Source organism: Streptomyces sp. AgN23, from assembly GCF_001598115.1.
Lineage (GTDB): Bacteria > Actinomycetota > Actinomycetes > Streptomycetales > Streptomycetaceae > Streptomyces > Streptomyces antimycoticus.
Map to the genome: position 1 here is coordinate 2,823,502 of NZ_CP007153.1, position 20,694 is coordinate 2,844,195.

At 72.6% G+C, this 20,694-nt stretch carries 19 protein-coding genes and 1 pseudogene; 11 read left to right on the top strand and 9 right to left on the bottom strand.

Features of this window, described 5'->3' with window-relative positions; all coding sequences use genetic code 11:
- The first annotated feature begins 6 nt into the window (after positions 1–6).
- Both AS97_RS12370 and AS97_RS12375 read left to right on the top strand, forming a co-directional pair.
- Complete coding sequence (locus tag AS97_RS12370) at positions 7–756, top strand: GntR family transcriptional regulator (protein WP_059146958.1); 750 nt, start codon at positions 7–9, stop codon at positions 754–756.
- Between the two features lie 320 nt (positions 757–1,076).
- Positions 1,077–2,285, top strand: a complete 1,209-nt coding sequence (locus AS97_RS12375; protein WP_210567197.1) for a type ISP restriction/modification enzyme — start codon at positions 1,077–1,079, stop codon at positions 2,283–2,285.
- 271 nt (positions 2,286–2,556) lie between these two features.
- On the opposite strand, the gene AS97_RS12380 is transcribed toward AS97_RS12375, so the two are convergent.
- The gene (locus AS97_RS12380) at positions 2,557–2,820 is read right to left on the bottom strand and encodes a hypothetical protein (protein WP_059146957.1); all 264 of its coding nucleotides are present in this window, start codon (positions 2,818–2,820) and stop codon (positions 2,557–2,559) included.
- A 222-nt stretch (positions 2,821–3,042) separates the two neighbouring features.
- Here AS97_RS12380 and AS97_RS12385 point away from each other — a divergent pair, with 222 nt between their 5' ends.
- The 3 genes from AS97_RS12385 to AS97_RS12395 all read left to right on the top strand — a co-directional run bounded on the left by AS97_RS12385 (position 3,043) and on the right by AS97_RS12395 (position 7,721).
- Positions 3,043–4,557, top strand: coding sequence for a DUF4331 domain-containing protein (locus AS97_RS12385; RefSeq protein ID WP_125760849.1), 1,515 nt, complete (start codon positions 3,043–3,045; stop codon positions 4,555–4,557).
- Between the two features lie 180 nt (positions 4,558–4,737).
- Positions 4,738–6,099: a hypothetical protein gene (locus AS97_RS12390; protein WP_247204343.1), complete on the top strand. Its 1,362-nt coding sequence runs from the start codon at positions 4,738–4,740 to the stop codon at positions 6,097–6,099.
- Between the two features lie 119 nt (positions 6,100–6,218).
- Positions 6,219–7,721, top strand: a complete 1,503-nt coding sequence (locus AS97_RS12395) for a nickel transporter (RefSeq protein WP_247204344.1) — start codon at positions 6,219–6,221, stop codon at positions 7,719–7,721.
- Between the two features lie 93 nt (positions 7,722–7,814).
- Here AS97_RS12395 and AS97_RS12400 read toward each other — a convergent pair whose 3' ends face one another.
- Entirely contained in the window at positions 7,815–8,621 is an 807-nt protein-coding gene (locus AS97_RS12400; protein ID WP_125761052.1) for an SGNH/GDSL hydrolase family protein, read from the bottom strand.
- Positions 8,622–9,024: 403 nt separating this feature from the next.
- Between AS97_RS12400 and AS97_RS12405 the strand changes: the two genes are divergently transcribed.
- The 3 genes and pseudogenes from AS97_RS12405 (at position 9,025) to AS97_RS12410 (ending at position 11,135) form a co-directional block, all read left to right on the top strand.
- A complete protein-coding gene (locus tag AS97_RS12405; protein ID WP_125761056.1) occupies positions 9,025–9,420 on the top strand; it encodes a hypothetical protein in 396 nt (131 codons plus the stop codon).
- A gap of 4 nt (positions 9,421–9,424) precedes the next feature.
- Positions 9,425–9,538: pseudogene (locus tag AS97_RS47310) on the top strand (cellulose biosynthesis protein CelD); the annotation flags it as partial.
- 484 nt (positions 9,539–10,022) lie between these two features.
- A complete protein-coding gene (locus AS97_RS12410; protein WP_059146952.1) occupies positions 10,023–11,135 on the top strand; it encodes a DUF5925 domain-containing protein in 1,113 nt (370 codons plus the stop codon).
- Between the two features lie 57 nt (positions 11,136–11,192).
- Here AS97_RS12410 and ddaH read toward each other — a convergent pair whose 3' ends face one another.
- The 4 genes from ddaH to AS97_RS12430 form a co-directional block, all read right to left on the bottom strand.
- Positions 11,193–11,969: a dimethylargininase gene (gene ddaH, locus AS97_RS12415; RefSeq protein ID WP_125761050.1), complete on the bottom strand. Its 777-nt coding sequence runs from the start codon at positions 11,967–11,969 to the stop codon at positions 11,193–11,195.
- A gap of 48 nt (positions 11,970–12,017) precedes the next feature.
- Positions 12,018–12,398 (bottom strand): GntR family transcriptional regulator, encoded by a 381-nt coding sequence (locus AS97_RS12420; protein WP_059146950.1) that lies wholly within the window; start codon positions 12,396–12,398, stop codon positions 12,018–12,020.
- A gap of 76 nt (positions 12,399–12,474) precedes the next feature.
- Positions 12,475–13,065 (bottom strand): TetR/AcrR family transcriptional regulator, encoded by a 591-nt coding sequence (locus AS97_RS12425; RefSeq protein ID WP_059146949.1) that lies wholly within the window; start codon positions 13,063–13,065, stop codon positions 12,475–12,477.
- A 62-nt stretch (positions 13,066–13,127) separates the two neighbouring features.
- Positions 13,128–14,234: a methyltransferase domain-containing protein gene (locus AS97_RS12430; RefSeq protein WP_210564894.1), complete on the bottom strand. Its 1,107-nt coding sequence runs from the start codon at positions 14,232–14,234 to the stop codon at positions 13,128–13,130.
- Between the two features lie 58 nt (positions 14,235–14,292).
- Between AS97_RS12430 and AS97_RS12435 the strand changes: the two genes are divergently transcribed.
- Positions 14,293–15,072: a class I SAM-dependent methyltransferase gene (locus tag AS97_RS12435; protein ID WP_236670012.1), complete on the top strand. Its 780-nt coding sequence runs from the start codon at positions 14,293–14,295 to the stop codon at positions 15,070–15,072.
- Here the strand turns inward: AS97_RS12435 and AS97_RS12440 are convergent.
- Positions 15,044–15,790, bottom strand: coding sequence for a class I SAM-dependent methyltransferase (locus AS97_RS12440; RefSeq protein ID WP_086709658.1), 747 nt, complete (start codon positions 15,788–15,790; stop codon positions 15,044–15,046). The genes AS97_RS12435 and AS97_RS12440 overlap by 29 nt on opposite strands.
- A gap of 230 nt (positions 15,791–16,020) precedes the next feature.
- On the opposite strand from AS97_RS12440, the gene AS97_RS12445 reads away from it, so the two are divergent.
- Both AS97_RS12445 and AS97_RS12450 read left to right on the top strand, forming a co-directional pair.
- Complete coding sequence (locus AS97_RS12445) at positions 16,021–17,445, top strand: MFS transporter (protein WP_125757501.1); 1,425 nt, start codon at positions 16,021–16,023, stop codon at positions 17,443–17,445.
- Positions 17,442–18,665: an FAD-dependent monooxygenase gene (locus tag AS97_RS12450; protein ID WP_210564895.1), complete on the top strand. Its 1,224-nt coding sequence runs from the start codon at positions 17,442–17,444 to the stop codon at positions 18,663–18,665. Before AS97_RS12445 ends, AS97_RS12450 begins: the two co-directional genes overlap by 4 nt.
- 7 nt (positions 18,666–18,672) lie before the next feature.
- Here the strand turns inward: AS97_RS12450 and AS97_RS12455 are convergent, their stop codons facing one another.
- Together AS97_RS12455 and AS97_RS12460 are read right to left on the bottom strand one after the other, a co-directional pair.
- Positions 18,673–19,365: a response regulator transcription factor gene (locus AS97_RS12455; protein WP_059146943.1), complete on the bottom strand. Its 693-nt coding sequence runs from the start codon at positions 19,363–19,365 to the stop codon at positions 18,673–18,675.
- The gene (locus AS97_RS12460) at positions 19,362–20,687 is read right to left on the bottom strand and encodes a sensor histidine kinase (RefSeq protein WP_210564896.1); all 1,326 of its coding nucleotides are present in this window, start codon (positions 20,685–20,687) and stop codon (positions 19,362–19,364) included. The genes AS97_RS12455 and AS97_RS12460 overlap by 4 nt, the downstream gene beginning before the upstream one ends.
- Positions 20,688–20,694: the final 7 nt, after the last annotated feature.

Here is a 20,694-nt window from a genome sequence, read left to right on the forward strand (position 1 = left end):
GACCGCGTGACCACCTTCGCCCCCGACTCCCTCGCCCTCAACCGCAAGTTGCCGCTCTGGTACCAGGTCTCGCAGTCGCTGCGGGCCTCGATACTCGGGCGGGCCCCGCACGATCCGCTCCGGCTGCCGACCGAGGACCGGCTCGCCGAGCACTACGGGGTCAGCGTGCTCACCATGCGGCAGGCGCTCAAGGAGCTGGAGACGGAGGGGCTCATCAGCCGCCACCGCCGCCGCGGCACCTTCATCGAGCCGAGCGCGCGGCGCGCCGCGCCGGTGCGGCTGCTGGGGTCGGTGGACGCGATCGTGGCCCAGCAGTCGGGTGAGCGGACGACGGTGCTGGAGCACGGCCCGGCGCCGGTACCGGCGGAGCTCGCGGAGTACTTCCCCGGCCTGGACGAGGCGACCGCCTACCGCCGGTTGCGCCGCGACGGCCACAGCGGCGAGCCCACCAACTGGGCGGAGAACCTGGTCCACCCCGAACTGGCCGACCGCATCGATCTCGCGGACCTCGCCCGGTGGCCGATGACGAAGGTGCTGCGGGACGCGGTGGGGGTGCGGATCAGCCGGATCACGGACACGGTGGAGGCCCGCCTCGCCGACCCCGAGACCGCCCGCCTGCTGCAGGTTCCCCTGCTCAGCCCGATCCTGCACTACACGGGCGTGACCTACGACGAGAGCGGCCGCGTGGTCGACGTGGCCCGCATCCACTACCGGGGCGACCGCTTCTCCTTCTCGGTCACGGTCGAGGCGGACTGAGCGGCACACCGGGTCGTGACACCTGCGGCGGGCTGTTCCCCTCCCCACCCCTTCCCACAACTGGGGCTCCGCCCCAGACCCCGCTCCTCGGACTCCCCCGGCTACCGTTGGGAGGTGCCCCCGGAGGGGCCTGGAGGGCGGGGCTTCGCCGCAGCCCCCGGGGTCCAGGGGCGGAGCCCCTGGTAACGGGAAGGGCGGGTAGGGGAAAGACCCCAGCCGGTCCGACGCCCCTCGCCCGGCCTCCGCCGTGGCCACGGCGGGCGGAGGGAGCCACCGAGCGGCGGCGGACGACCCCGGGAGGACAGGGCGGCATGGATACCATGCCGGGCGTGGGAGAACGTGACGCGCCACCGCTGGGCGACCTGATGCCGTGGGCCGTCGGGCCACTACGGTTCGGCCGGTCGTGGGTCATGGCGCCGGACCCCGCCTCGCTCCAGGCGCGCTGGGAGCGGCTGACGGGAGCCGGAGACGAGGCCGGGCGGGCCGCGCTGTTCCGGCCAACCCGCGGCCGTACGCTGCACAGCTCCGTACCCCAGCTACCCGGCCAGCCCACCTCCACCGCCCGCCTGGCACGCGAGGACGGGCCGTGCCCCGAGCCGGTACGGATCGCACACGGCCCCTTCGACCAGCTCTGGCTGATACCGGATCACCGCCTGATCGACGCCGCCCGCCCCGAGCTGTGGCGGGTGGCGGACGACCGCCAGATCCATGTCATCGAGGCCGCCGGACCCGACCCGGACCCGGTGCTCGGCTTCTCCGCGCTGCTGCCGGACGGCTACTCCCCCGCGGGCCGTCCCGGCCGTATCCGTCCGCTCTACCGCCGCCCCGGCGGGCAGGAGCCCAATCTCGCGCCGGGGCTGCTGGACCACCTCGCCACACGGCTCGGCCGCCCGGTGGCCGCCGAGGACTTCCTGGCGTGGACCGCCGCCACGGCGCGGGGCGTCCCGTGCGCCGTACCCCTGACCGCCGACCCCGAGGTGTGGGAGTCGGGCGTGGAGCTGGGCCGCCGTGCGCTGTGGCTCCATACGCGCGGGGCGCACAGTGGTGAACGCCCGCGCATGCCGGGTGGCCAGCGCCCCTACGTTCGCGCCGCGCTTCCGTCGAGCGGGCTGCCCCACTCCCTGGACTACGCCCCCGACGAGGAGGCCCTGCTGCTGGGCGAGGGCCGTATCTCGCCGGTGCCACGGGCGGCATGGGAGTTTCAGTCGGGCGGGGTGCGAGTGCTGGAGACGTGGTTCGAGCAGCGCACCGCCGCGCGGGAGCCGGGCACACTGGAGTCGATCGGCCCGGCGGGCTGGCCGCCCGCGTGGACCTCGGAGCTGCTGGAGCTGATCACCGTGCTGGCGCTGCTCGCCGAGCTGCGCCCGGAGCTGCGGGCCCTCGCCGACCGGCTGGCGGACGGCGCGCTGATCGACGCGGCGGAGCTGCGGGAGGCGGGGGTGCTGCCGGTGCCCGGAGCGGCCCGGCGCCCGGCGTCCGTACTGGATCACCATGAGGAGGGCCCGGAGGGGCAGTTCGCCCTCCTCTGAGCCCGCCGGCCAGACCTGGGTCCGGCTGCCCCGAGCACACCTGCTCTGGGGTTCTCCCGCTGCATACGGAAGGCGCGCCCGTCTCCGGGCGCGCCTCCCACTGTCCACGGCCTCACAACGGCCGCACGGCCGACCGGGCGGCCTCTTCGTCGGCATCCCACAGCGACAGCGGCGTGGGGTGGATCACAGCACGGACTCACCGGCTGGAGCGAACCGGTTGACCCCGTGCCTGCCCGGGATGACGAACGAAGACGCCTACGGGCCGGCCGGGTCAGCCGTGGTTGCCGAACAACGTGCGGCGCAGCCGGCGCAGCGGCGCGAACAGCGACACCCGCGCACCCCGGCTGTTCTTCGCGCGCGTGTGATCGCGCGCGATCAGCTCCTGCATCAGCATCGTCGCGCCCTCCGCCTCCCGCTGGGGGACGGCAGGGCCGCCCATCACCGCGAGATGGCGCTCGAGCCGCGCGCTGGACGCACCGCTTCCGCAATTGATCGCAGGCACTCGTGGCCTGCTCCGTACCGTTATCTGCTCCATGACACTCCCCACCCGTACGAGGGCACCCGCCCCGGGCAGAGTAACCCTACCTCCCCGAGCCGTCACCCACGCATCCCAGGTTCCGGATTCACCACCGCGTCAAGGGTGTTGACGATACCTATCACGCGCAAACAAATTCCCGAGCCGACCAATCCGTCCGTTCGCCAGGCCCGAATAGCCGCTTGAAGGACTGCTCCGACAAGCGTGCGAAGGACCTACAGGATGACCGCAATCACCAAGAGCTTGGCCGCGCTGGTCAGCTGCGCACTGGCCGCCGGCGGGCTCACGGCCGCCGCTGTGGCCATAACTCAGCCCGGGACGGCGCAGGCTTCGAGCCACCGCGAGGCGCCGCTGATCTCCGGTCAGCCGCAGTACGACGCCACGGACGTCTACGCGTTCGTCAGCCCGGACAAGCCGGACACGACCACCATGGTCGTCAATGTGCTGCCGTTCCAGGACCCGGCGGGCGGCCCCAACTTCTACAAGTTCGCCCATGACGCCCGCTACGACCTGCACGTCGACAACAACGGCGACGGCCAGGGCGATCTGCTGTTCCGGTGGACCTTCAAGGACCACCTCAAGAACGGCGACACGTTCCTCTACAACACCGGCCCGGTGAACTCGCTCGAGGACGCGACCCTCAACTTCACCCAGACCTACGACCTCGAGGTCATCAAGCTGAAGCATCAGAAGGCCGTCGCCCGCGCCAAGCTCGGCAGCGATCTGCCGGTCGCCCCGTCGAACGTCGGCAAGGCGTCCATGCCCGACTACCAGAAGCTCCGCGACCAGGCGGTGCGGAAGATCGGCTACAGCGGGGGCTCGACGGCCTTCGCCGGTCAGTCCGACGACCCGTTCTTCCTCGATCTGCGCGTCTTCGACCTGCTGTACGGCGGGGACATGTCCGAGGTCGGCAATGACACCCTCAAGGGCTACAACGTCCAGTCGATGTCCCTCCAGGTGCCGACATCGGCGCTGACCGAGTCCAAGGACCAGCCGGTGATCGGCGTATGGGCCACCACCCACCGCCAGACCTCCGACGGCGACTGGACGCAGGTCTCCCGGCTCGGCAGCCCGCTGGTCAACGAGGTGGTCATCCCGCGCAAGGACAAGGACAAGTTCAACGCCTCGGCGCCGTGGGACGACGGGCAGTTCCTGAAGTTCGTCCAGGAACCCGAACTCCCCAAGCTGGTCGAGCAGATCTACAAGATCAAGGCGCCGGACACCCCGCGCGACGACCTGGTGCAGGCGTTCCTGACCGGTGTGCCGGGGCTCAACCAGCCGCCGAACGTCCGCCCCGCCGAGGAGCTCCGGCTCAACACCTCCATCCCGCCCACGGGCAGCCCCAAGCGGCTGGGTGTCCTGGACGGTGACAACGCGGGCTTCCCCAACGGCCGCAGGCTCTCCGACGACGTCCTGGACATCGCGCTGCAGGCCATGGAGGGCGAACTGCTCGGCAAGAAGAACGACCTGGGCGACGCGGTGGACGCGAACGACCAGAAGTTCGGCGGCTCCTTCCCGTATCTGGCGCTGCCCAGCTCCGGTTCGGATGCCAAGGCCGTCCAGAAGAGCGCCGGGCAGTCGCTGCTGAACGGCGGTTCGGGCATCGGTTCCTCCTCCGACGACAACATGGTGCTGGCCGGGTCCGCGGCGGCCGGTGGCGGGGCCGTGCTGCTGCTGGGCCTCGGATTCCTCTGGATGCGGTCGCGCCGTCGGGCTCCCCGCATGCGCCGGCACTGAACCACGGGCGCCCTCGGGCCCGTATCACCGGGCGCGGCCCCGCCGACACCCGCGCGGCGGCCGCGCCCACGCCTCGCCCCTCCGTTCCCCCTCCCCTTCCGTTCCCCCCCGTTCCCCCCTTCCGTTCGCCCGTCCCGCCACACGGTCGTGCTCATGCTCATGCGAAAGGCAGCTGTCACCATGGCTCTTCGGCCATTCCTTCCCCATACGGCCCGGACCGCGGCCGTGGTGTTCGCGCTCGCGGCCGGGCTGACCGCCACCTCGGTCGTGATCGGCGCCTCGGACGGGCCGGGCGCTTCCGGCGGTGGCCAGGACGCCGCCCGCGCGCTGCGCCCGGCCGCCGCGCGGTACGAGCAGCTCAGCGGCGACGGCCTCGCCCGGCAGATCGGCGCCATGCAGACCCATCTGCGCGGCGAGCCGAAGGACGCGGAGAGCTGGGCCGGTCTCGGCTCGGCCTATGTCGAACAGGCCAGGAGCAGCGGCGACCCCACCCGGTATCCGCAGGCGGAGCAGGCGTTCGCCCGATCCCTGTCCCTCCAGCCGCGCGACAACGACGTGGCGCTCGCCGGGCGCGCCTCGCTCGCCGCCGCCCGCCATGACTTCCGGGGCGCGCTGCGCGACGCCGACCGGGCCCTGAAGGTGAACTCCTACAGCCAGGGGGCGCTGGCCGTGCGGGTGGACGCCCTCGTCGAGCTGGGCCGCTACCAGGACGCGTACACGGCCGCCAAGAAGGCCGACTCACTGCGCCCCGGCATCCCGGTGTTCACCCGCCTCGGCTACGTCCTCGAACTGCGCGGCGATCCGGCCGGGGCGCGCCGGGTGCTGCTGCGCGCGCAGGACTCCGCGACCTCGCCCAGCGATATCGCCTACGTCTCGACGGCGCTCGGCCAACTGGCCTGGAACCAGGGCGAGTACGGCACCGCGCGGCGGGCGTACGCCACCGCGCTGCGCGCCGTGCCCGGCTATCTCCCGGCGCTGGAGGGCCGTGGTCGTACCTCGGTGGCGGACGGGCGGCAGATGGCGGGGATCCGCGATCTGGAGGCGGTCGTACGGCGCTATCCGCTGCCCGCCGAACTCGCGGCGCTGGGCGAGGCGTACGAGGCGCGGGGCGACCGCTCCCTGGCGAGGCGGCAGTACGCGGTGGTCGACACCTGGATCACGCTCGCACGGGCCAACGGTGTGGCCACCGACCTGGACAGCGCGCTGGTCGCTGCCGACCACGGCGAGGCGAAGGAGGCGCTGAAGGCGGCCCGCGCCGAGTGGGAGCGGCGGCGGACCGTGCACACGGCCGACGCGCTGGCCTGGGCCCTGCACCGCGACGGCGAGGACGGGAAGGCCCTGGAGTACGCCGAGCGCGCCGCCGGGCCCGGCTACCGCAACGCGGCGTTCCTCTACCACCGCGGCGTCATCGAGAAGTCCCTCGGCGACGACAAGTCGGCGCGCCGCCACCTGAAGGCCGCGCTCGACCTCAACCCGGGCTTCTCCCCGACCGGCGCGCGAGCGGCGAAGGCGGCGCTCAAGGCGCTGGGGGGTGCTCGATGACCTTTCCGCACTCCGCCCCTTCCCGAGCGGCCTCCCACGCTGGAATCCCCTTTGGCGAATCCCGGGGCACGCCCCCCGAGCGGCGCACCCGTTGGCGGCTGACGGCCGCCGGTGTGCTGATGGCGGCCGTCGTGCTGGTGGCGCTCCCCACCGGCAGCGCCGAGGCGCACCCGCTCGGCAACTTCACCGTCAACCGGTACGACGGGCTGGTGGTCACCCCCGGGACGCTGCGGGTCGACCATGTCGAGGACCTCGCCGAGATCCCCTCCGCGCAGACGAAGCCGGAGATCGACCGCGATGGCGACGACGCCCTGTCCGGGCGGGAGTTGGACGCGTGGGCGGCACGGCGGTGCGCGAGCGCGGCGAAGGGGGCGCGGCTGACCGTCGGCGGACACCGGGTGCCCGTACGCGACGGGCGCGCCCGGGCGCGTCAGCGCCCCGGCCAGGCCGGGCTGCCGACGCTGCGGGTGGAGTGCCGGCTGACGGCCGCGCTGGGGCACGGCGAACGGGCGACGGTCGCGTATCGCCCTCGGGACATCGGTACGGGCCCCGGCTGGCGGGAGGTGACGGCGCAGGGCGACCGTATGACGCTCACCGACGCCGACGTCCCCAAGACCTCGGCCTCCCACCGGCTGACCCGCTATCCGGCGGGGCAGCTCTCCTCGCCGCCCGATCAGCGGTCGGCCGCGCTGCGCGTCACAGCGGGCGGCCCCGCGCTCGCCGCCACGGCGGGGTCCGGCCGGGACGATGCGGTCGGCTCGTCGGTGCTGCCGCGTGGTGTGGATCGCTGGACGCAGGCGCTCACCTCTATGGTGGCGCGCCATGACATCACCCTCGGCTTCGCCCTTACGGCCTTCGCCACCGCCATACTGCTGGGCGCGATGCACGCCCTGGCCCCCGGCCACGGCAAGACGATGATGGCGGCGGCCGCCGCGGCGGGCGGGCGCGGCGCGCTGCGCGATGTACTGGCGCTGGGCGCGTCGGTGACGGTCACGCACACCCTGGGGGTGTTCGCGCTGGGGCTGCTGGTCACGGCGGGTTCGGCGGCCGCCCCGTCGGTGATCTCATGGCTGGGCATCGCGAGCGGCGTGCTGGTGGCGGTGGCCGGGGCGGGGCTACTGCGCAAGGCACTGCGCCGCCACCGGCAGGCGCGTGCCCATCACCACGGCCACGATCACGGTCATGACCACACGCACGGCCACGACCACAGCCCTGCCCATACGCACACCCACGACCACGGCGACGGGCACACCCACACCCATGAGGTGCGGCCCACTCTGCGCGGCACGCTGCTGCTCGGCTTCGCCGGGGGCATGGTGCCCAGCCCCTCCGCCGTCATCGTGCTCGTCGGCGCGGCCGCGCTGGGCCAGGCGTGGTTCGGTTTCGTCCTGGTGGTGGCGTACGGGCTCGGGCTGGCGCTGACGCTCACGCTGGCCGGGTTCGCCGCGGTGCGCCTGGGCGTGCGGGCCACGGAGCGGCTGGCGGCCCGCAAGGCGTCGGAGGGCCGGATCGACCGGATGCTGGGGGCGGTGCGCCGCGCCTCGCCCGTCGGAACCGCCGCGGTCGTCCTCGCGCTGGGGTGTGGACTGGTGCTGAGGGGGGCGGCCACCACGCTCGGCTGAGGTGGCCGCGGCCCGAGTCGCCCGGTGGCCACGGACTGCGAGGAGGCCCCGACGGCCGGGGCCTCCTCCTGTGCGTGTGGTGGCGGGTGACGGTCAGGCGGCGGAGCTGAAGACCGGGAGGTAGCCACCGGACTGGCCGACGGGGGTGGGGTGGTAGGACTCGTCAATGGGGAAGGTGACGCTGTTCAGCCAGGCGTCGCCGGAGCAGATCTCATGTCCGGTGAAGGTCGTGGTGACGTCGCCGAAGCTGAAGCCGTGGTCGGCGGCGCGCTTGGCGGTGACGGAGTTGAGCAGATCGGCACCGCTGTTGATCGCGGCGCGCTCGGTCTCGCTGAGCCCCACGATGCACGAGCCGCTCAGCTTGTAGAACCGCGGGTAGCCGAGGACGACGACATGCGCGGAGGGGGCCTTGGCGCTGATGGCGTTGTAGACCTGGTCCAGCTTGCCGGGCAGGGTGTTCTGGACGAACGTCTTGGCGCTGTTCACCGCGTTGACGCAGGTGGACTCGGACTGCAGCACGCAGGTGGTCATGATGTCGGCGAAACCGGCGTCATTGCCGCCGATGGAGATGGAGACGAGACCGGTGCCGGAGCCCAGCGGACCGAGCTGGTTGTTGAGCACATCGCCGGTCTTGGCGCCCGAGCAGGCGGTGAAGTTGAAGCTCGAGGGGGCGTGCGCGGCGGCCCAGAGCGCGGGGTACGCCTTGCTGCTGCGCTTACAGCTGCCGCTGGCGCTGTCGTAGCTGCCCGAGCCGAGGCCGGATGAGTAGGAGTCGCCCAGCGCCACATAGGCGGGGCCCGCGCTGTTCTCGGTGGCATGGGCTGCGCCGGCCCCGGTGAGGGCGAGGACGGCACCGACGACGAACGCACCCATCGTCGCCGTGAGTCTGGACAGTTTCATTCGATCTCCCTAGCAGGATCACTGCTGTGCCGATATGAGGCGCGATAGCCCAGCAAAAGGGCAATCGCGTTCGAAACCGTCAGCCACGCCGCCAGGGATCGTTTCGGCGGTGTGACATGGATATGTCATCCCGCGCAAACGGCCGATCTATGCGAGTAGTTGGCAAAAATCTTTCGATACGTGGCCGATACGTCCCTAGGTCGGACGGAATGGGGATGAGTCACCACGCCCGCCCCGACTTCCCCGGCGCACGACCGGCGCACAGGGCGCGACCAGCCCTGATGGGCACTCAACCCCCGTGCCCGCCAATGGACCGTTCGTGCACTTTCTCCGTCTTGACGGCATCCGTCGACTGCGCGACATTGAAGCCCGGCATCCGGCGCTTCGGGGGGCAAAGACGCCAATGCACACCATCACTGACAAGAGACCGGCGGGTGGCGATTCACTGCCGGTGATCGCGGGCGCCGCGGTCGGCCTCGCGGCCATCGGCGCGGCACTCGCGCTGGCCGACGTCCACTCGCCGCTGCGGGCGCCGTTCACGCTGTTCTTCCTGCTCGCCGCGCCCGCGCTGGCCATCGGCAGCGCCCTGCGCGGACTGGACGCGCTGATCCGCCCGGTGCTGGCCGTGGCGGGGGCGCTCGCGCTGGATCTGCTGGTGGCGCAGGCGATGCTCGCGCTGCGGCTCTGGTCGGCGCGCGGCGGAGTGGCGGCGGTCGGATGCCTGAGCCTGCTGATCCTGGTGCCGGCGCTGCTCACCCGCCTCACGCGGCGACGACGCATGACCCACAGTCAGGAATAGATACGTGGAGATCGGTGTGTACCGTCCGGGTGAGCTGACCGCAGCCGACCGGGCGGTATGGACGGCCATGCGGTCACAGGCGCGTCTGCTGGGCGCGCCGGAGCTGGCGAACCCCTTTTGCCCGCGCCCCACCCCATGATGTGCTGGTTCCGCGGCATCGGGTGGCGCGACCGCAGCGCGCCCGCGGCCTTGCGGCCGCTCTCCGTGCCGTGGTCGGCGCTGTACTGGGTATGGGTGAATCCCCAGCCCGGGCCCCTGGCGCCGGCCTTCCCGCGCGCCGACTTTGATCCGGGCCGTCCCTCACCCGCGCCGGGCCCGCCGGAGCAGGTGGTCGCCACCCGTGCCATGGTGGCCCTGCCGACACCGAGCAGTGCGCCGGTCCGCCGGCGCCTCTTTTGCCATAACCTGGCCAACCCGCCCCGTTCCCTTCCCCGACGCCCCACAACGGGTAAGAGTATCCGTGAACGCCCCATTCCAGTGGGGTTCCGTGGAACAGCTCGGTAAACGGCCACAAACCTTGGTGCGCCCTCGCCCCCGGTCCTGGATCATGGGGCCGGGTGCGCTGACCGACGCACCGGCCCCCCGTTCTCAGGAGGCAGACCCTGCCTACGACACCCGCCGAAGAGTCCCTCCCCATCCGGCTCAACGTCGACGACAGCGATTCGCCGTCCGATGTCGTCGACGCGCTCTTCCTGGGGCGCTTCGCGACCGGCGAGCAACCGTATGCCCGCAGTCACTCCGTCGACCGGGTGCGGTCGGGCGCGACGCTGCTGCCGCCGTCCGCGACCGTGCTGCGCGCGGCCTGCGACGACGACCGCAGCGCGACGCTCGCCGAGGGCGACGGCTGGACCCTGCTGATCTCCCGGTGGAACCGGGGGGCCGATGTGACCGTGACCGCCGTCGACGACGCCCTCGCCGAGAAGGTGCTCCACCAGGCCGTCGACGGCGCGGAGGACGAGCCGGAACCCCAGCCGGAGAACGTGTCGATGGGCTTCTGGTACGTCTCGCCGCGCCGCGGACCGCATCGCACCTCGCGGCAGATCTCGGCCGGGACCTGGGAGGAGATCCGCGGCAACTACACGGCGCCGGTCGCGGAGGCCATGGACGGGCTGATGAAGGTCACCCCGGACGACATCGCCGGCCGCCTCCTGCTGCTGCACGGCCCGCCCGGCACCGGCAAGACCTCGGCACTGCGCACCCTGGCCCGGTCCTGGCGGGAGTGGTGCCAGGTGGACTGCGTCCTGGACCCCGAGCGGCTCTTCACCGACGTCGGTTATCTGATGGACATCGCGATCGGCGAGGACGACGGCACGGCCAAGGGGCGCTGGCGGCTGCTGCTCCTGGAGGACTGCGACGAGCTGATCCGCGGCGAGGCCAAGCACACCGCGGGGCAGGCGCTGTCCCGGCTGCTGAACCTGACGGACGGTCTGCTCGGCCAGGGGCGCAATGTGCTGGTCGGGGTGACCACCAACGAGGATCTGGAGCGGCTGCATCCGGCGGTGGTCCGCCCCGGCCGGTGTCTGGCCCGGATCGAGGTCGGCAAGCTGACGCGCACGGAGGCGGTGAGCTGGCTCGGCGGCGAGGTCGACGACCGGGAAGGCGTGATCGGACGGGACGGGGCGACGCTCGCGGAGCTGTACGCGCTGCGGCGCGGCACCCGGCCGCCCGCCGTGCCGTCGCAGCCGGGGGACGCGAACGCGGGGCTGTATCTGTGAACCGGGACCCGGGGGCCTGTGCGATGCCCCCGGGGTCCGGGACCGGGGGCCCGGCACTCAGGCGTACAGCTCCCGGAGCCGGACCGACAGGCAGGTCACACAGCCCTCCATCTTCTCGAACTCGCTGATGTCCACCGGCACCGGCTCATAGCCGAGATCGGCGAACAGCTCGGCGCTGCGCGGCGCGCTCCGAGCCATCAGCAGCTTGCCGCCGCCGAGCAGCACCACATGGGCGCCGGACTCCTCGGGGACGGGGAGGAAGCGGTCAAACGCGTCCGGGTCGTCGACCAGCGGCGGATAGCCGATGACGGTGCCGTCCGGCAGCGCGGTGACCGCCGACTTGAGGTGGAGCACCTTGCTGATCGGTACGGCCACCACCCGGGCGCCCAGCGGCTCCAGCGCGGCGCGCAGCTGGCGGATGCCGTCGCCGTTGGTGCGTTGGCCGCGTCCCACATAGACGGTGTCGCCGATCTTGAGGACGTCGCCGCCCTCCAGCGTGCCCGGCTCGCGGATCCGGTTCAGCGAGCAGCGGAGCCCGGTCACGGCCTCCTCCGTCGTCACGGTCTCGGGCCTGCGGGACTCGGCTCCGGGGTGGGCGATCACCGCGACGTTCCGGTGGACGACCATGGTGTCCTCGACGAACACCCCGTCCGGGCAGTCGTCCAGCGGCGGCAGCTCCACCGTCTCCCAGCCGTGTGCGCGCAGCGCCACGACATAGACCTCCCACTGCCGCAGCGCCAGCGCGGCGTCGACCGGCGTGCGGTCGATATGGGTGACGAGCCCGTCGGCGAGGCGGGGGCTGGGGCGTCGGACGAGGGCTTTGCGGCTGGTCATGGGGACAGCATGGCAGGCGGCGTCACCGGCGCTGTGAGCGGTGGAGGTTCAGGCGGAGTCTCCGTAGCCGGCCCGCAGCGCGTCCTCGACGGCGGCGAGGGCGGTCGCACGGTCCAAACCTAGGCGGCGTGCCCGCTGGACATAGGTCTGGGCGGCCTCGGCGGCCTGGCGCCGGGCCGCGTCACCCGCCGCCGCGATGAAGGTGCCGTGGCGGCCGCGGGTCTCGATCACCCCGTCCGCCTCCAGGGCGCGGTACGCCTTGGCGACGGTGTTCGCCGCCAGCCCCAGCTCCTCGGCGAAGCCGCGCACGGTGGGCAGTTTGTAGCCCACGGGAAGCGCGCCGGAGCGGGCCAGGTCGGCGATCTGCGCGCGGATCTGCTCGAAGGGGGCGGTCGCCGCGTCCTGGTCGACGGTGATCTGCAAGGCCACGTGGGGCTCCTGGGGCGTGGGGGCGGTGGTGTCCGGCCCCCATTGTGTGCCAGGGCGGGCGCCGCCCGGCCGATGGTCAGTGCGGTCGGCGCAGCCCCGCGATGAGCAGCTCGACCAGGTGACGTGTGTCGCAGCGGGGGTCGGTGCCGGCGCCCGCGCAGAGGCTGCCGACGCCGCGCATGAGCTCGTAGGCGTCCTGGCCGGTGCGGATCTCGCCCGCGGCGGCCGCGGCGTCGAGGAGCTGGGTGCAGACGGGCAGGAGCCGGTCGAGGAAGTAGGAGTGCAGGGGGTCGAAGCAGGGGTCGTCGGACTGCAGCACGGCCGCGAGCCCGTGCTTGGTGACCAGGAAGTCGACAAAGAGATCGATCCAGCGCCCCAGGGCGGCGTGTGGGGTCTCGCTGGTCGCCCGCAGGGCCGGACCGGCCTCGGCGAGGGCCTCGACCTGGTGCCGGTAGACGGCGACGATGAGATCCGCCCGCGTCGGGAAGTGGCGGTAGATCGTGGCCGTGCCGACCCCGGCCTTGGCCGCGATATCGCGTATCGGCGCCTCGACGCCCGAGGTGACGAAGACCGCGGCGGCCGCTTCGAGCAGGGCCTTCTCGTTGCGCCGCGCGTCCGCCCGCTTGGGCCGGGCCGCGCGCCCCGCGTCTCGATCGTTGTCGTCCACCGCACCCTTCCCTTCGCCGCCGAGTCTAACGAAACGGGACAGCGTCCCATAACCTCCGGTGGTCAGAGCGGGGTCAGCCGGCCGGGCCCCTCCGGGGTGTACGCGACCGGGTCGTCCGGCTCATGCCAGTGGAGGGCGAAACGGTGGCCCGCGCGGTACGCCTCGAGGCCGGCCCGGCAGTACGCCACCATGTCGTCCGGCAGCGCGTCCAGCGGGAACCAGCCGAGCTCGGAGCACTTCCCCGGCTCCCGGTTGACGGGCTCGAGCCCGCTCGCCCGTCCTGCCTCCGCCTCGAAGAACCACCCCGTACGGGCCGCCCCCGTGGGCGCCTTGTGCTGCAGCACAAGGACGACCCGCACCTCGTCCGGGCCCAGGGTGAGGCCGATCTCCTCGGCCGTCTCGCGGAGCATCGCGGCGCGGACGTCCTCGCCGTCCTCGACATGTCCGGACGGGGCGTGCAGCAGCCCATCCGCATAGCCGGTGTTGGCCCGGCGGGCGAGCAGAACCTCATCGCCGCGGCGCAGGATCAGATGGACGTCCACGATCTCGGTATGGCGCCGGGCCGGTGCGAGGTCGGCCACCAGGGCATACCGCTCGTCGCGCACGACCCGCCCCCACAGCGCCGCGTCCGGCGCGAGCTGCTCGACCGACAGCCGCTCCGTCACCGGCCCGACCAGTGCGGACAGCTCGGCGGCCGGCAGCCCGACGGGGTCGGACTCGCCCCACCGCCCCTCGATCAGCACCAGCCGCCCACCCGGCCGCAGCAGCCGGACCCACCGGCGCAGCACCGCCTGCCGGTCCGGCAGCATCCACAGCAGATGCCGGACCAAGACGACATCGAAGCTCCCCTCCCCCACGGGCGGCTCCGCCGCGTCCCCGACGAGCACGGTGGCCCCCGTCCCGCCCAGCTTCGCCCGCGCCAGCTCGACCATCCGGGGCGAGCGATCGACCCCCGTCACCCGGTGCCCCCGCTCGGCCGCGAGCAGCGCGAGGCTCCCCGTGCCACAGCCCAGGTCCAGCACATCCCCGGCCCGCTCGGGCAGCCACCCCCGCAGCCGCGCGGCCCACGCCTCCCGCACGGCGGGATCGCGCAGCCCATGGTCCGGCTCGTTGTCGAAGTCCGCGGCGGCGGCGTCCCAGTAAGCGGTGGTCGAGGTATCGGCGCACATGCCGCGATGGTCGCACCCATCGCTGACAACGCACCCCGGGTGCCGTCACCATGGACCCGTGCCGCCCTCACCCCGCTCCTCGCTCGCCACGTCGTTCAACGCCATCGCCGCCCTGTACGCGGCCGTCCGGCCCGGCTATCCGCCGGAACTGTTCGCGATGGTGGAGGAGTTCGCGGGGCGGCCGCTCGACGGGGCCGATGTGCTGGACGTGGGCGCGGGCACGGGCATCGCCACCCGGCTGCTGGCCGAGCGCGGGGCGCGTGTCGTGGCCGTGGAACCGGGCGCGGGTATGGCGGCCGAGCTGCGGAGCGCCCTGCCACGGATCCCGCTGGTGCGGGGCGACGGCGAGGCGCTCCCGTTCGCGGACGGCGTCGCCGACGTCGTCACCTACGCCCAGTCCTGGCACTGGACCGATCCGGCGCGCTCGGTCCCCGAGGCCGTCCGGGTGCTCCGGCCCGGCGGCGCCCTCGCGCTGTGGTGGAACGTCCCGGACACCGACGTCCCGTGGCTGGCGCGGCAGGAGGCCCGGCTGGCCGAGCGCTGCCCCGCCTACCGCCCGCCCGGCTTCCCCGCCACGGTCGCCGGGCTGCTCGCGCCGTTCGGGCTCGATACGCGGTCGGGCACCGTCCGCTGGTCACGAACGATCACCGTGGAGGACCGGCTGCGCACCCTCGGCAGCCACTCCTACCTCGCCGTGATGAGCGCCGCCGAAGCGGACGCGGTGCTGAGCGCGGAACGGGTGGAGCTGCTCGCGCGGTTCCCGGACGGGGTGCTGGTCGAACCGTTCGTCGTGGACGTCACCGTGGCGCTCAGGGGCTCCGCCGCAGTACGAGGGTGACGAAGCCGAGGGTGCCGCGGTAGCCGTGCAGCCAGCCCGTGCGGTGTTCGGCGGCGGCCTTGTACGTGTCCAGGGCGTCGGGTTCGTCGCGGTGGTCCAGGGCCCAGCGGGACAGTGAGCCGGTCCAGGACCACTCGTAGTCGTCCCACTCCCCCGCCGTGCTGACGTGGCCGTAGACGGGTGTCCAGCCGTCGGCGGTGACGCGGTCCACGGTGGTGGCGAGATCGGCGTAGTCGTCCCAGGTGGCGCCCAGGGCCGAGAGGGCGGCGGCGTCGGGTTCGCGCTCCCAGAAGCCGTCGCCCACGAGGAGATGGCCGCCCGGGGCGAGGAGTTCACGCGCCGCCGCGAGGGTGGGCAGCAGCCCGCCGAAGGCGTGCGCGGCGCCGACGCTCAGCACCACGTCGAAGCGGTGCGCCGAGGCGAAGACCGAGGCATCCATCTCGTGGAGGACCAGCCGGTCCGCGACGCCGGCTTCCTCCGCGCCCTCGCGTGCCTGCTCCAGGGCCGCGGTGTGGATGTCCACCCCCTCGGCGCGCATCCGCGGATAGCGGACCAGGAGCCGCCGCAGCCAGGCGCCGCCTCCGCAGCCGAGGTCGAGGGCGCGGTCGGCCTCGTCCGCCACCGCCCTCTCGAGCAGTCGGGCCACCGATTCGTCGGTGAGCGGGGCGGCGATCGGGTGGTCGGCGTGCGCGAGCTGGGATCTGCGTTGACGGTCCATCCGCTCAGCGTGTCAAGGTTCCGTCCTCCACCGCAGCTGCTTTATCGGTGAACGGCTCGGTTGGCCGGTCTGTGGTGCGTAGGCACCAGGACAGGTGAGTGGCTGGTCCGGGTGCACCAGGGGAAGACGGCGGCGGGAGACGATGCCCGGCGGGGCGCCGGAAGGAAGGGTGGGAATGCGCGTGAATCCCGCGCATTCCCCCCTGCCTGACGGTGTCTGGAAGGATGTCCATGTCCCTAGCTGTAGCTTCCCCGGTCCGCATCGGGAGGCTGTCGATCGGTGCCCTCGGCATCTTGGCGCTCGCCCTCGGCACTCTGCAGTCGGTGGTGGAGCCCGCGCTCCCGCAACTCCAACGTGAGCTGGGGGTCAGCCCTTCCGAAGGGGCGTTGATCGGCAACACCCTGCTCATCACCGGCGCGGTCATCACACCCGTCGCGGGCAAACTCGGCGACCGCTACGGCGGAAAGCGGGTGCTGGTCTGGCTGATGGCCGTGGTCTCGGCCGGTGGTGTGCTGGCGAGCCTCGCGCCGGACCTGCCGGTGTTGTTGCTCGGTCAGATATTGCAGGGCGTCATGGTGGGCGCGCTGCCCCTCTCCTTCATCCTGGTGCGCAAAAACCTCCCCGCACGCGAGTCACAGGTGGCGATCGGGGTGGTCATGGCGCTGTTCACGGGCGGCGGCATGGTGGGAACGCTGATCGCCGGGCCGCTCTCGGAAGAGCTGTCCTGGCATTGGATGTTCGCGCTGCCGACAATCGCGATCATCGCGACGACGTTGGTCCTGACGCGGCTGATGCCGCATGATCCGCCGATCGCATCGGACGGCAGGATCGACTGGCCGGGCGTGGCTCTGCTGAGCGGCGCGTTGCTCGCGTTCATGATCGGGCTCGTGCGGGTGACGGGCGACGGTCTGCCGCCCCTCGCGGTCGTCGCCCTCACCCTTCTCGTGGCCGCCCTCGCCACCGCATGGGTCGTCGTCGAGCGCCGGGCGGCCTCGCCGATGGTCGATCTGCGCATGCTGGCCAAGCCCGCGATGTGGCATTCGTGCGTGCTCACCTTGGTCGTCACCACCAGCTTCGGGATGGTGGCCTTCCTGCTGCCGCAGATGTTCGCGATATCGGCCGACGGGTACGGCTTTGGGCTCAGCACCACCGATATCGGACTGTTCCTGCTGCCGGGCGCCATCGCCGGGGCGGTCAGCGATTCGGTCGGCGGGGTCGTGGCGCGGCGTTTCGGTCTGCGGGCCGTGCTCGTCGGGGGTGCCGTCGTCACCGCGGCCACCACGATCACCCTGGCGTCGCTGCACACCGCGTCCTGGCAGCTCGTCCTCGCGAAGGCGCTGACCGCGATCGCCGCGGGCGTGGCCGGCACGGCGTTGCTCACCCGCGCCGCCGCCGCCGTCGGCACCGGGGACACCGGCATCGCCACCAGCCTGCTCGTGGTGACGCGCGTGATCGGCGTCGCCCTGGGCTCCCAGGTCGGCGGCGCGATTCTCGACTCCGGGGCCGACTCGACGACGGGCCTGCCGACCGAATCCGCCTTCGTCACGGGTTTCGTCACCGCCGGTCTCGTCGCCGCGGTGTCACTGCTCATTGTCCGCATCACGAAGATCCGCGGCACGCAGATCCGCAGCACGCAGAATGGAGCCCAGGCATGACATCTACCGGTCTGTCGAAGGACGCGCGTACCTCCGCCAAGCGCACCGTCCTGATCTCCGGGGCCAGTATCGCCGGGCCCGCGCTGGCGTACTGGCTGCACCGGTCCGGATGCGCGGTCACCGTGGTGGAGAAGGCGGGCGCGTTGCGCGCAGGTGGTTACCCGATCGACATCCGCGGTACCGCGATCGAGGTGGTCCGGCGGATGGGGATACTGCCGCGACTGCGGGACGCGCACATCGACTCGCGCCGCTGCACCTTTCTCGACGCCGATGGCGGCGAGGTGGCCTCGCTCAGCCCGAGCGCCGTTGCCGGCGGTGTCGAGGGACAGGACCTCGAAGTGCGGCGTGGGGATCTGGCGGCGAGTCTGTACGCGCTGGTCCGCGACGATGTGGAATTCCTGTTCGGCGACTCCATCGACACCCTCGACCAGTACGGACAAGGGATCGACGTGACGTTCCGCAGTGGGCAACGGCGCACGTTCGACTTGGTGGTCGGCGCCGACGGGACGCACTCACAGACCCGGGGGACCCTGTTCGGCCCCGAGGAACAGTTCCACCGCTACCTCGGCTACTGCTTCGCCATCTTCACCATGCCGAACACCTTCGGGCTCTCCCGCGAGGTCATGATGTGGAACACCCCGGGGAAGGCCGCGGCCCTCTACGCCGTCGGGGACGACGACGAGCTGCACGCCTTCCTGAACTTTCACCAACCGGAGCCGCCGCTCGACGCCCTCCGGAACCCCGACGCCCAGCGGGACCTGGTGGCCACGGTCTTCGCGGGCGCGGGATGGGAGGTCCCTCGCATGGTGGGCGCCCTGCGGGAGGCGGATGACCTGTTCTTCGACACGGCCGGTCAGATCCGCATGCCCCACTGGTCCAGCGGCCGCGTCGCGCTCGTCGGCGACGCCGCGTACGCACCCTCGTTCCTGACCGGACAGGGCTCGAGCCTCGCGCTGGTCGGTGCCTACATGCTGGCCGACGCCGTGGCCTCGCACCGGGATCACACCGCGGCCTTCGCCGCCTACGAGCACGGCGTTCGCGAGTTCGTCGCCATGAATCAGGCACTGGTCGACACGGGCGGGGCCACGCTCTTCCCCACCACCGCGGAGGCGCTGGAGCGGCGCAACACCCGGCTGCGTGGCCTCGTCGCCCTGCCCTCCGCGCCGGCCCGGCCGGCCCACTCGGCCCTTACGCTGCCCGCATTCGCGCCGGTGCCGTGACCTCGGACTACGACAGGGGGTCGGCCCCGCCGTCGGGGGCGGCGTGGGCCAGGCCCGTCCGGTAGGCGATGACGACGAGTTGGGCCCGGTCACGGGCCTCCAGCTTGGTCATGGCGCGCTGCACATGGGCGCGGACGGTGAAGGGGCTGAGGAACATCTGCTCGGCGATCTCCTGGTTGGACAGACCGGTCGCGACCAGTGCCACCATCTCGCGCTCGCGCGGGGTGAGCACAGCGAGCTGTTCGGCGTGGCGGGGCGGGGCGCCGGCCGGTGTGGCCAGGAAGCGGGCGACCAAGGAGCGGGTCGCGGCGGGGGACAGCAGCGTGTCGCCGTCGGCGATCGTCCGCACGGCGTCCAGCAGGTCCGCGGCCCCGATGCCCTTGCCGATGAAGCCACCGGCCCCCGCGCGCAGCGCCTGAGCGACGTATTCGTCGGTCTCGTACGTGGTCAGGATCAGGATGCGGCTGGCACGCAGTTCCGGGTCCGCGCAGATCTCCGACGTGGCGGCGAGACCGTCCACTTCCGGCATGCGGATGTCCATGAGCACCACGTCCGGGCGCAGTTGCCGGGTGAGTCTCACCGCCTCCCTGCCGTCGGCGGCCTCGCCCACCACCGTGATGTCGTCGGCGGAGTCGAGGAGCAGCCGGAAGGCCCCGCGCAGCAGGGCCTGATCGTCGGCGAGCAGCACTCGGAGCGTCACGGCGCGTCCCCGGCCTCTCCGTCGCCCGTCCGTCCGTCGCCCGTCGCCGCGTCGGCCATCTGCCCCTCGGGGGTGGTCGCTCCGTCGGTGCTCCGCGTCGTGTCCTTGGCGGGCGGGAGGGGCAGGTCGGTGGAGACGAGGAAGCCGCCCTCCGGGCGTTTGCCCGCGGAGAGCTGTCCCCCGACCGCGGTGGCGCGTTCCCGCATCCCGATCAGACCGTAACCGGGCGGACGTTCCGGCATCGTGGGCGCGCTCCGTCCCGTGGTCGCATTCGGTCCCGTACGGCCGCCCCTTCCGTCGTCGGCGACGGTGATGGTCACCCGATCGCGGTTCCAGGCGAGGCCCACCCGGGCGCTACCGGTACCGGCGTGCTTGGTCACGTTGGTCAGGGCCTCCTGGACGATGCGGTAGGCGGTGAGGTCCACGCCCGGCGACAGCGGCCTGGCCGTGCCCTCGTGGTGTACCGACACCTCCAGACCCGCGCGGCGGAAGGACTCGAGGAGCGTGGGAAGCCGGGACAGCCCGGGCGCCGGATCGCCGGGCGCGGGCGCGTCCCCGGACTGACGCAACAGACCGACCGTGGCCCGCAGTTCGTCGAGTGCGTGGCCGGTGGTCTCGACAAGCTCCGTCAGGCTCTTGCGGGTCTGCTCCGGGCGGGCGTCGAAGAGGTGGGCGGCGACCGAAGCCTGCGCGTTGGCCAGGGTGATCTGATGGGCCACGAGGTCGTGCAGTTCCCGGGCGATGCGCACCCGTTCCTCGGCCACTCTCCGGCGCGCCTCGCTCTCCCGGCTCTTCTCGGCCCGCTGGGCCCGCTCCTCCACGGCCGCCAGATAGGCCCGCCGGTTGTGCACCGCGTGCCCGAGTACGGCGGCCACCATCGGGAACGCCGCCACCGCCCCCACCCTGCTCGCGTCCTTCCACGAGAGGGCCCCGAACAAGGGGGTGGAGGCGACCAGCAGCGCCACGGAGGTGAGCGACACCGCGCTCGTCGCGTGCCGTTCGGTGCGCGCGGTGAGCGAGTAGGCGGTGATCACGGCGGGGGCCACGATGAGCGGGCTCAGCAGGAGGCCCGAGAACGGCACCAGCACACCGCTCGCGGTGGTGACCGCCATGGCGGCCAGGGGCGCCCGGTGCCGCACCGGCAGCACGGCACAGGACGCCACGGCGATGAGGTAGGCGGCGGCGGGCGGCAGTGACAGCGCGCTGCCGTCCTCCTTCAGCGCGCCGCCGAGCAGACAGAGCGCGAACGCCGTCGCGGTGATCGCTGCCTCCCGCCACCACGTGCCGCGTGATCGCGGGCCACCGCCACCTGTGGTCATCATGGCCGGC

Excerpts from the sequence above, each read along its gene's own strand:
- AS97_RS12375 (WP_210567197.1), top strand. The coding sequence starts at position 1,077 with ATGCCGGGCGTGGGAGAACGTGACGCGCCACCGCTGGGCGACCTGATG.
- AS97_RS12380 (WP_059146957.1), bottom strand. The coding sequence starts at position 2,820 with ATGGAGCAGATAACGGTACGGAGCAGGCCACGAGTGCCTGCGATCAAT.
- AS97_RS12385 (WP_125760849.1), top strand. The coding sequence starts at position 3,043 with ATGACCGCAATCACCAAGAGCTTGGCCGCGCTGGTCAGCTGCGCACTG.
- AS97_RS12390 (WP_247204343.1), top strand. The coding sequence starts at position 4,738 with ATGGCTCTTCGGCCATTCCTTCCCCATACGGCCCGGACCGCGGCCGTG.
- AS97_RS12395 (WP_247204344.1), top strand. The coding sequence starts at position 6,219 with ATGGCGGCCGTCGTGCTGGTGGCGCTCCCCACCGGCAGCGCCGAGGCG.
- AS97_RS12400 (WP_125761052.1), bottom strand. The coding sequence starts at position 8,621 with ATGAAACTGTCCAGACTCACGGCGACGATGGGTGCGTTCGTCGTCGGT.
- AS97_RS12405 (WP_125761056.1), top strand. The coding sequence starts at position 9,025 with ATGCACACCATCACTGACAAGAGACCGGCGGGTGGCGATTCACTGCCG.
- ddaH (WP_125761050.1), bottom strand. The coding sequence starts at position 11,969 with ATGACCAGCCGCAAAGCCCTCGTCCGACGCCCCAGCCCCCGCCTCGCC.
- AS97_RS12430 (WP_210564894.1), bottom strand. The coding sequence starts at position 14,234 with ATGTGCGCCGATACCTCGACCACCGCTTACTGGGACGCCGCCGCCGCG.
- AS97_RS12440 (WP_086709658.1), bottom strand. The coding sequence starts at position 15,790 with ATGGACCGTCAACGCAGATCCCAGCTCGCGCACGCCGACCACCCGATC.
- AS97_RS12445 (WP_125757501.1), top strand. The coding sequence starts at position 16,021 with ATGTCCCTAGCTGTAGCTTCCCCGGTCCGCATCGGGAGGCTGTCGATC.
- AS97_RS12450 (WP_210564895.1), top strand. The coding sequence starts at position 17,442 with ATGACATCTACCGGTCTGTCGAAGGACGCGCGTACCTCCGCCAAGCGC.
- AS97_RS12460 (WP_210564896.1), bottom strand. The coding sequence starts at position 20,687 with ATGATGACCACAGGTGGCGGTGGCCCGCGATCACGCGGCACGTGGTGG.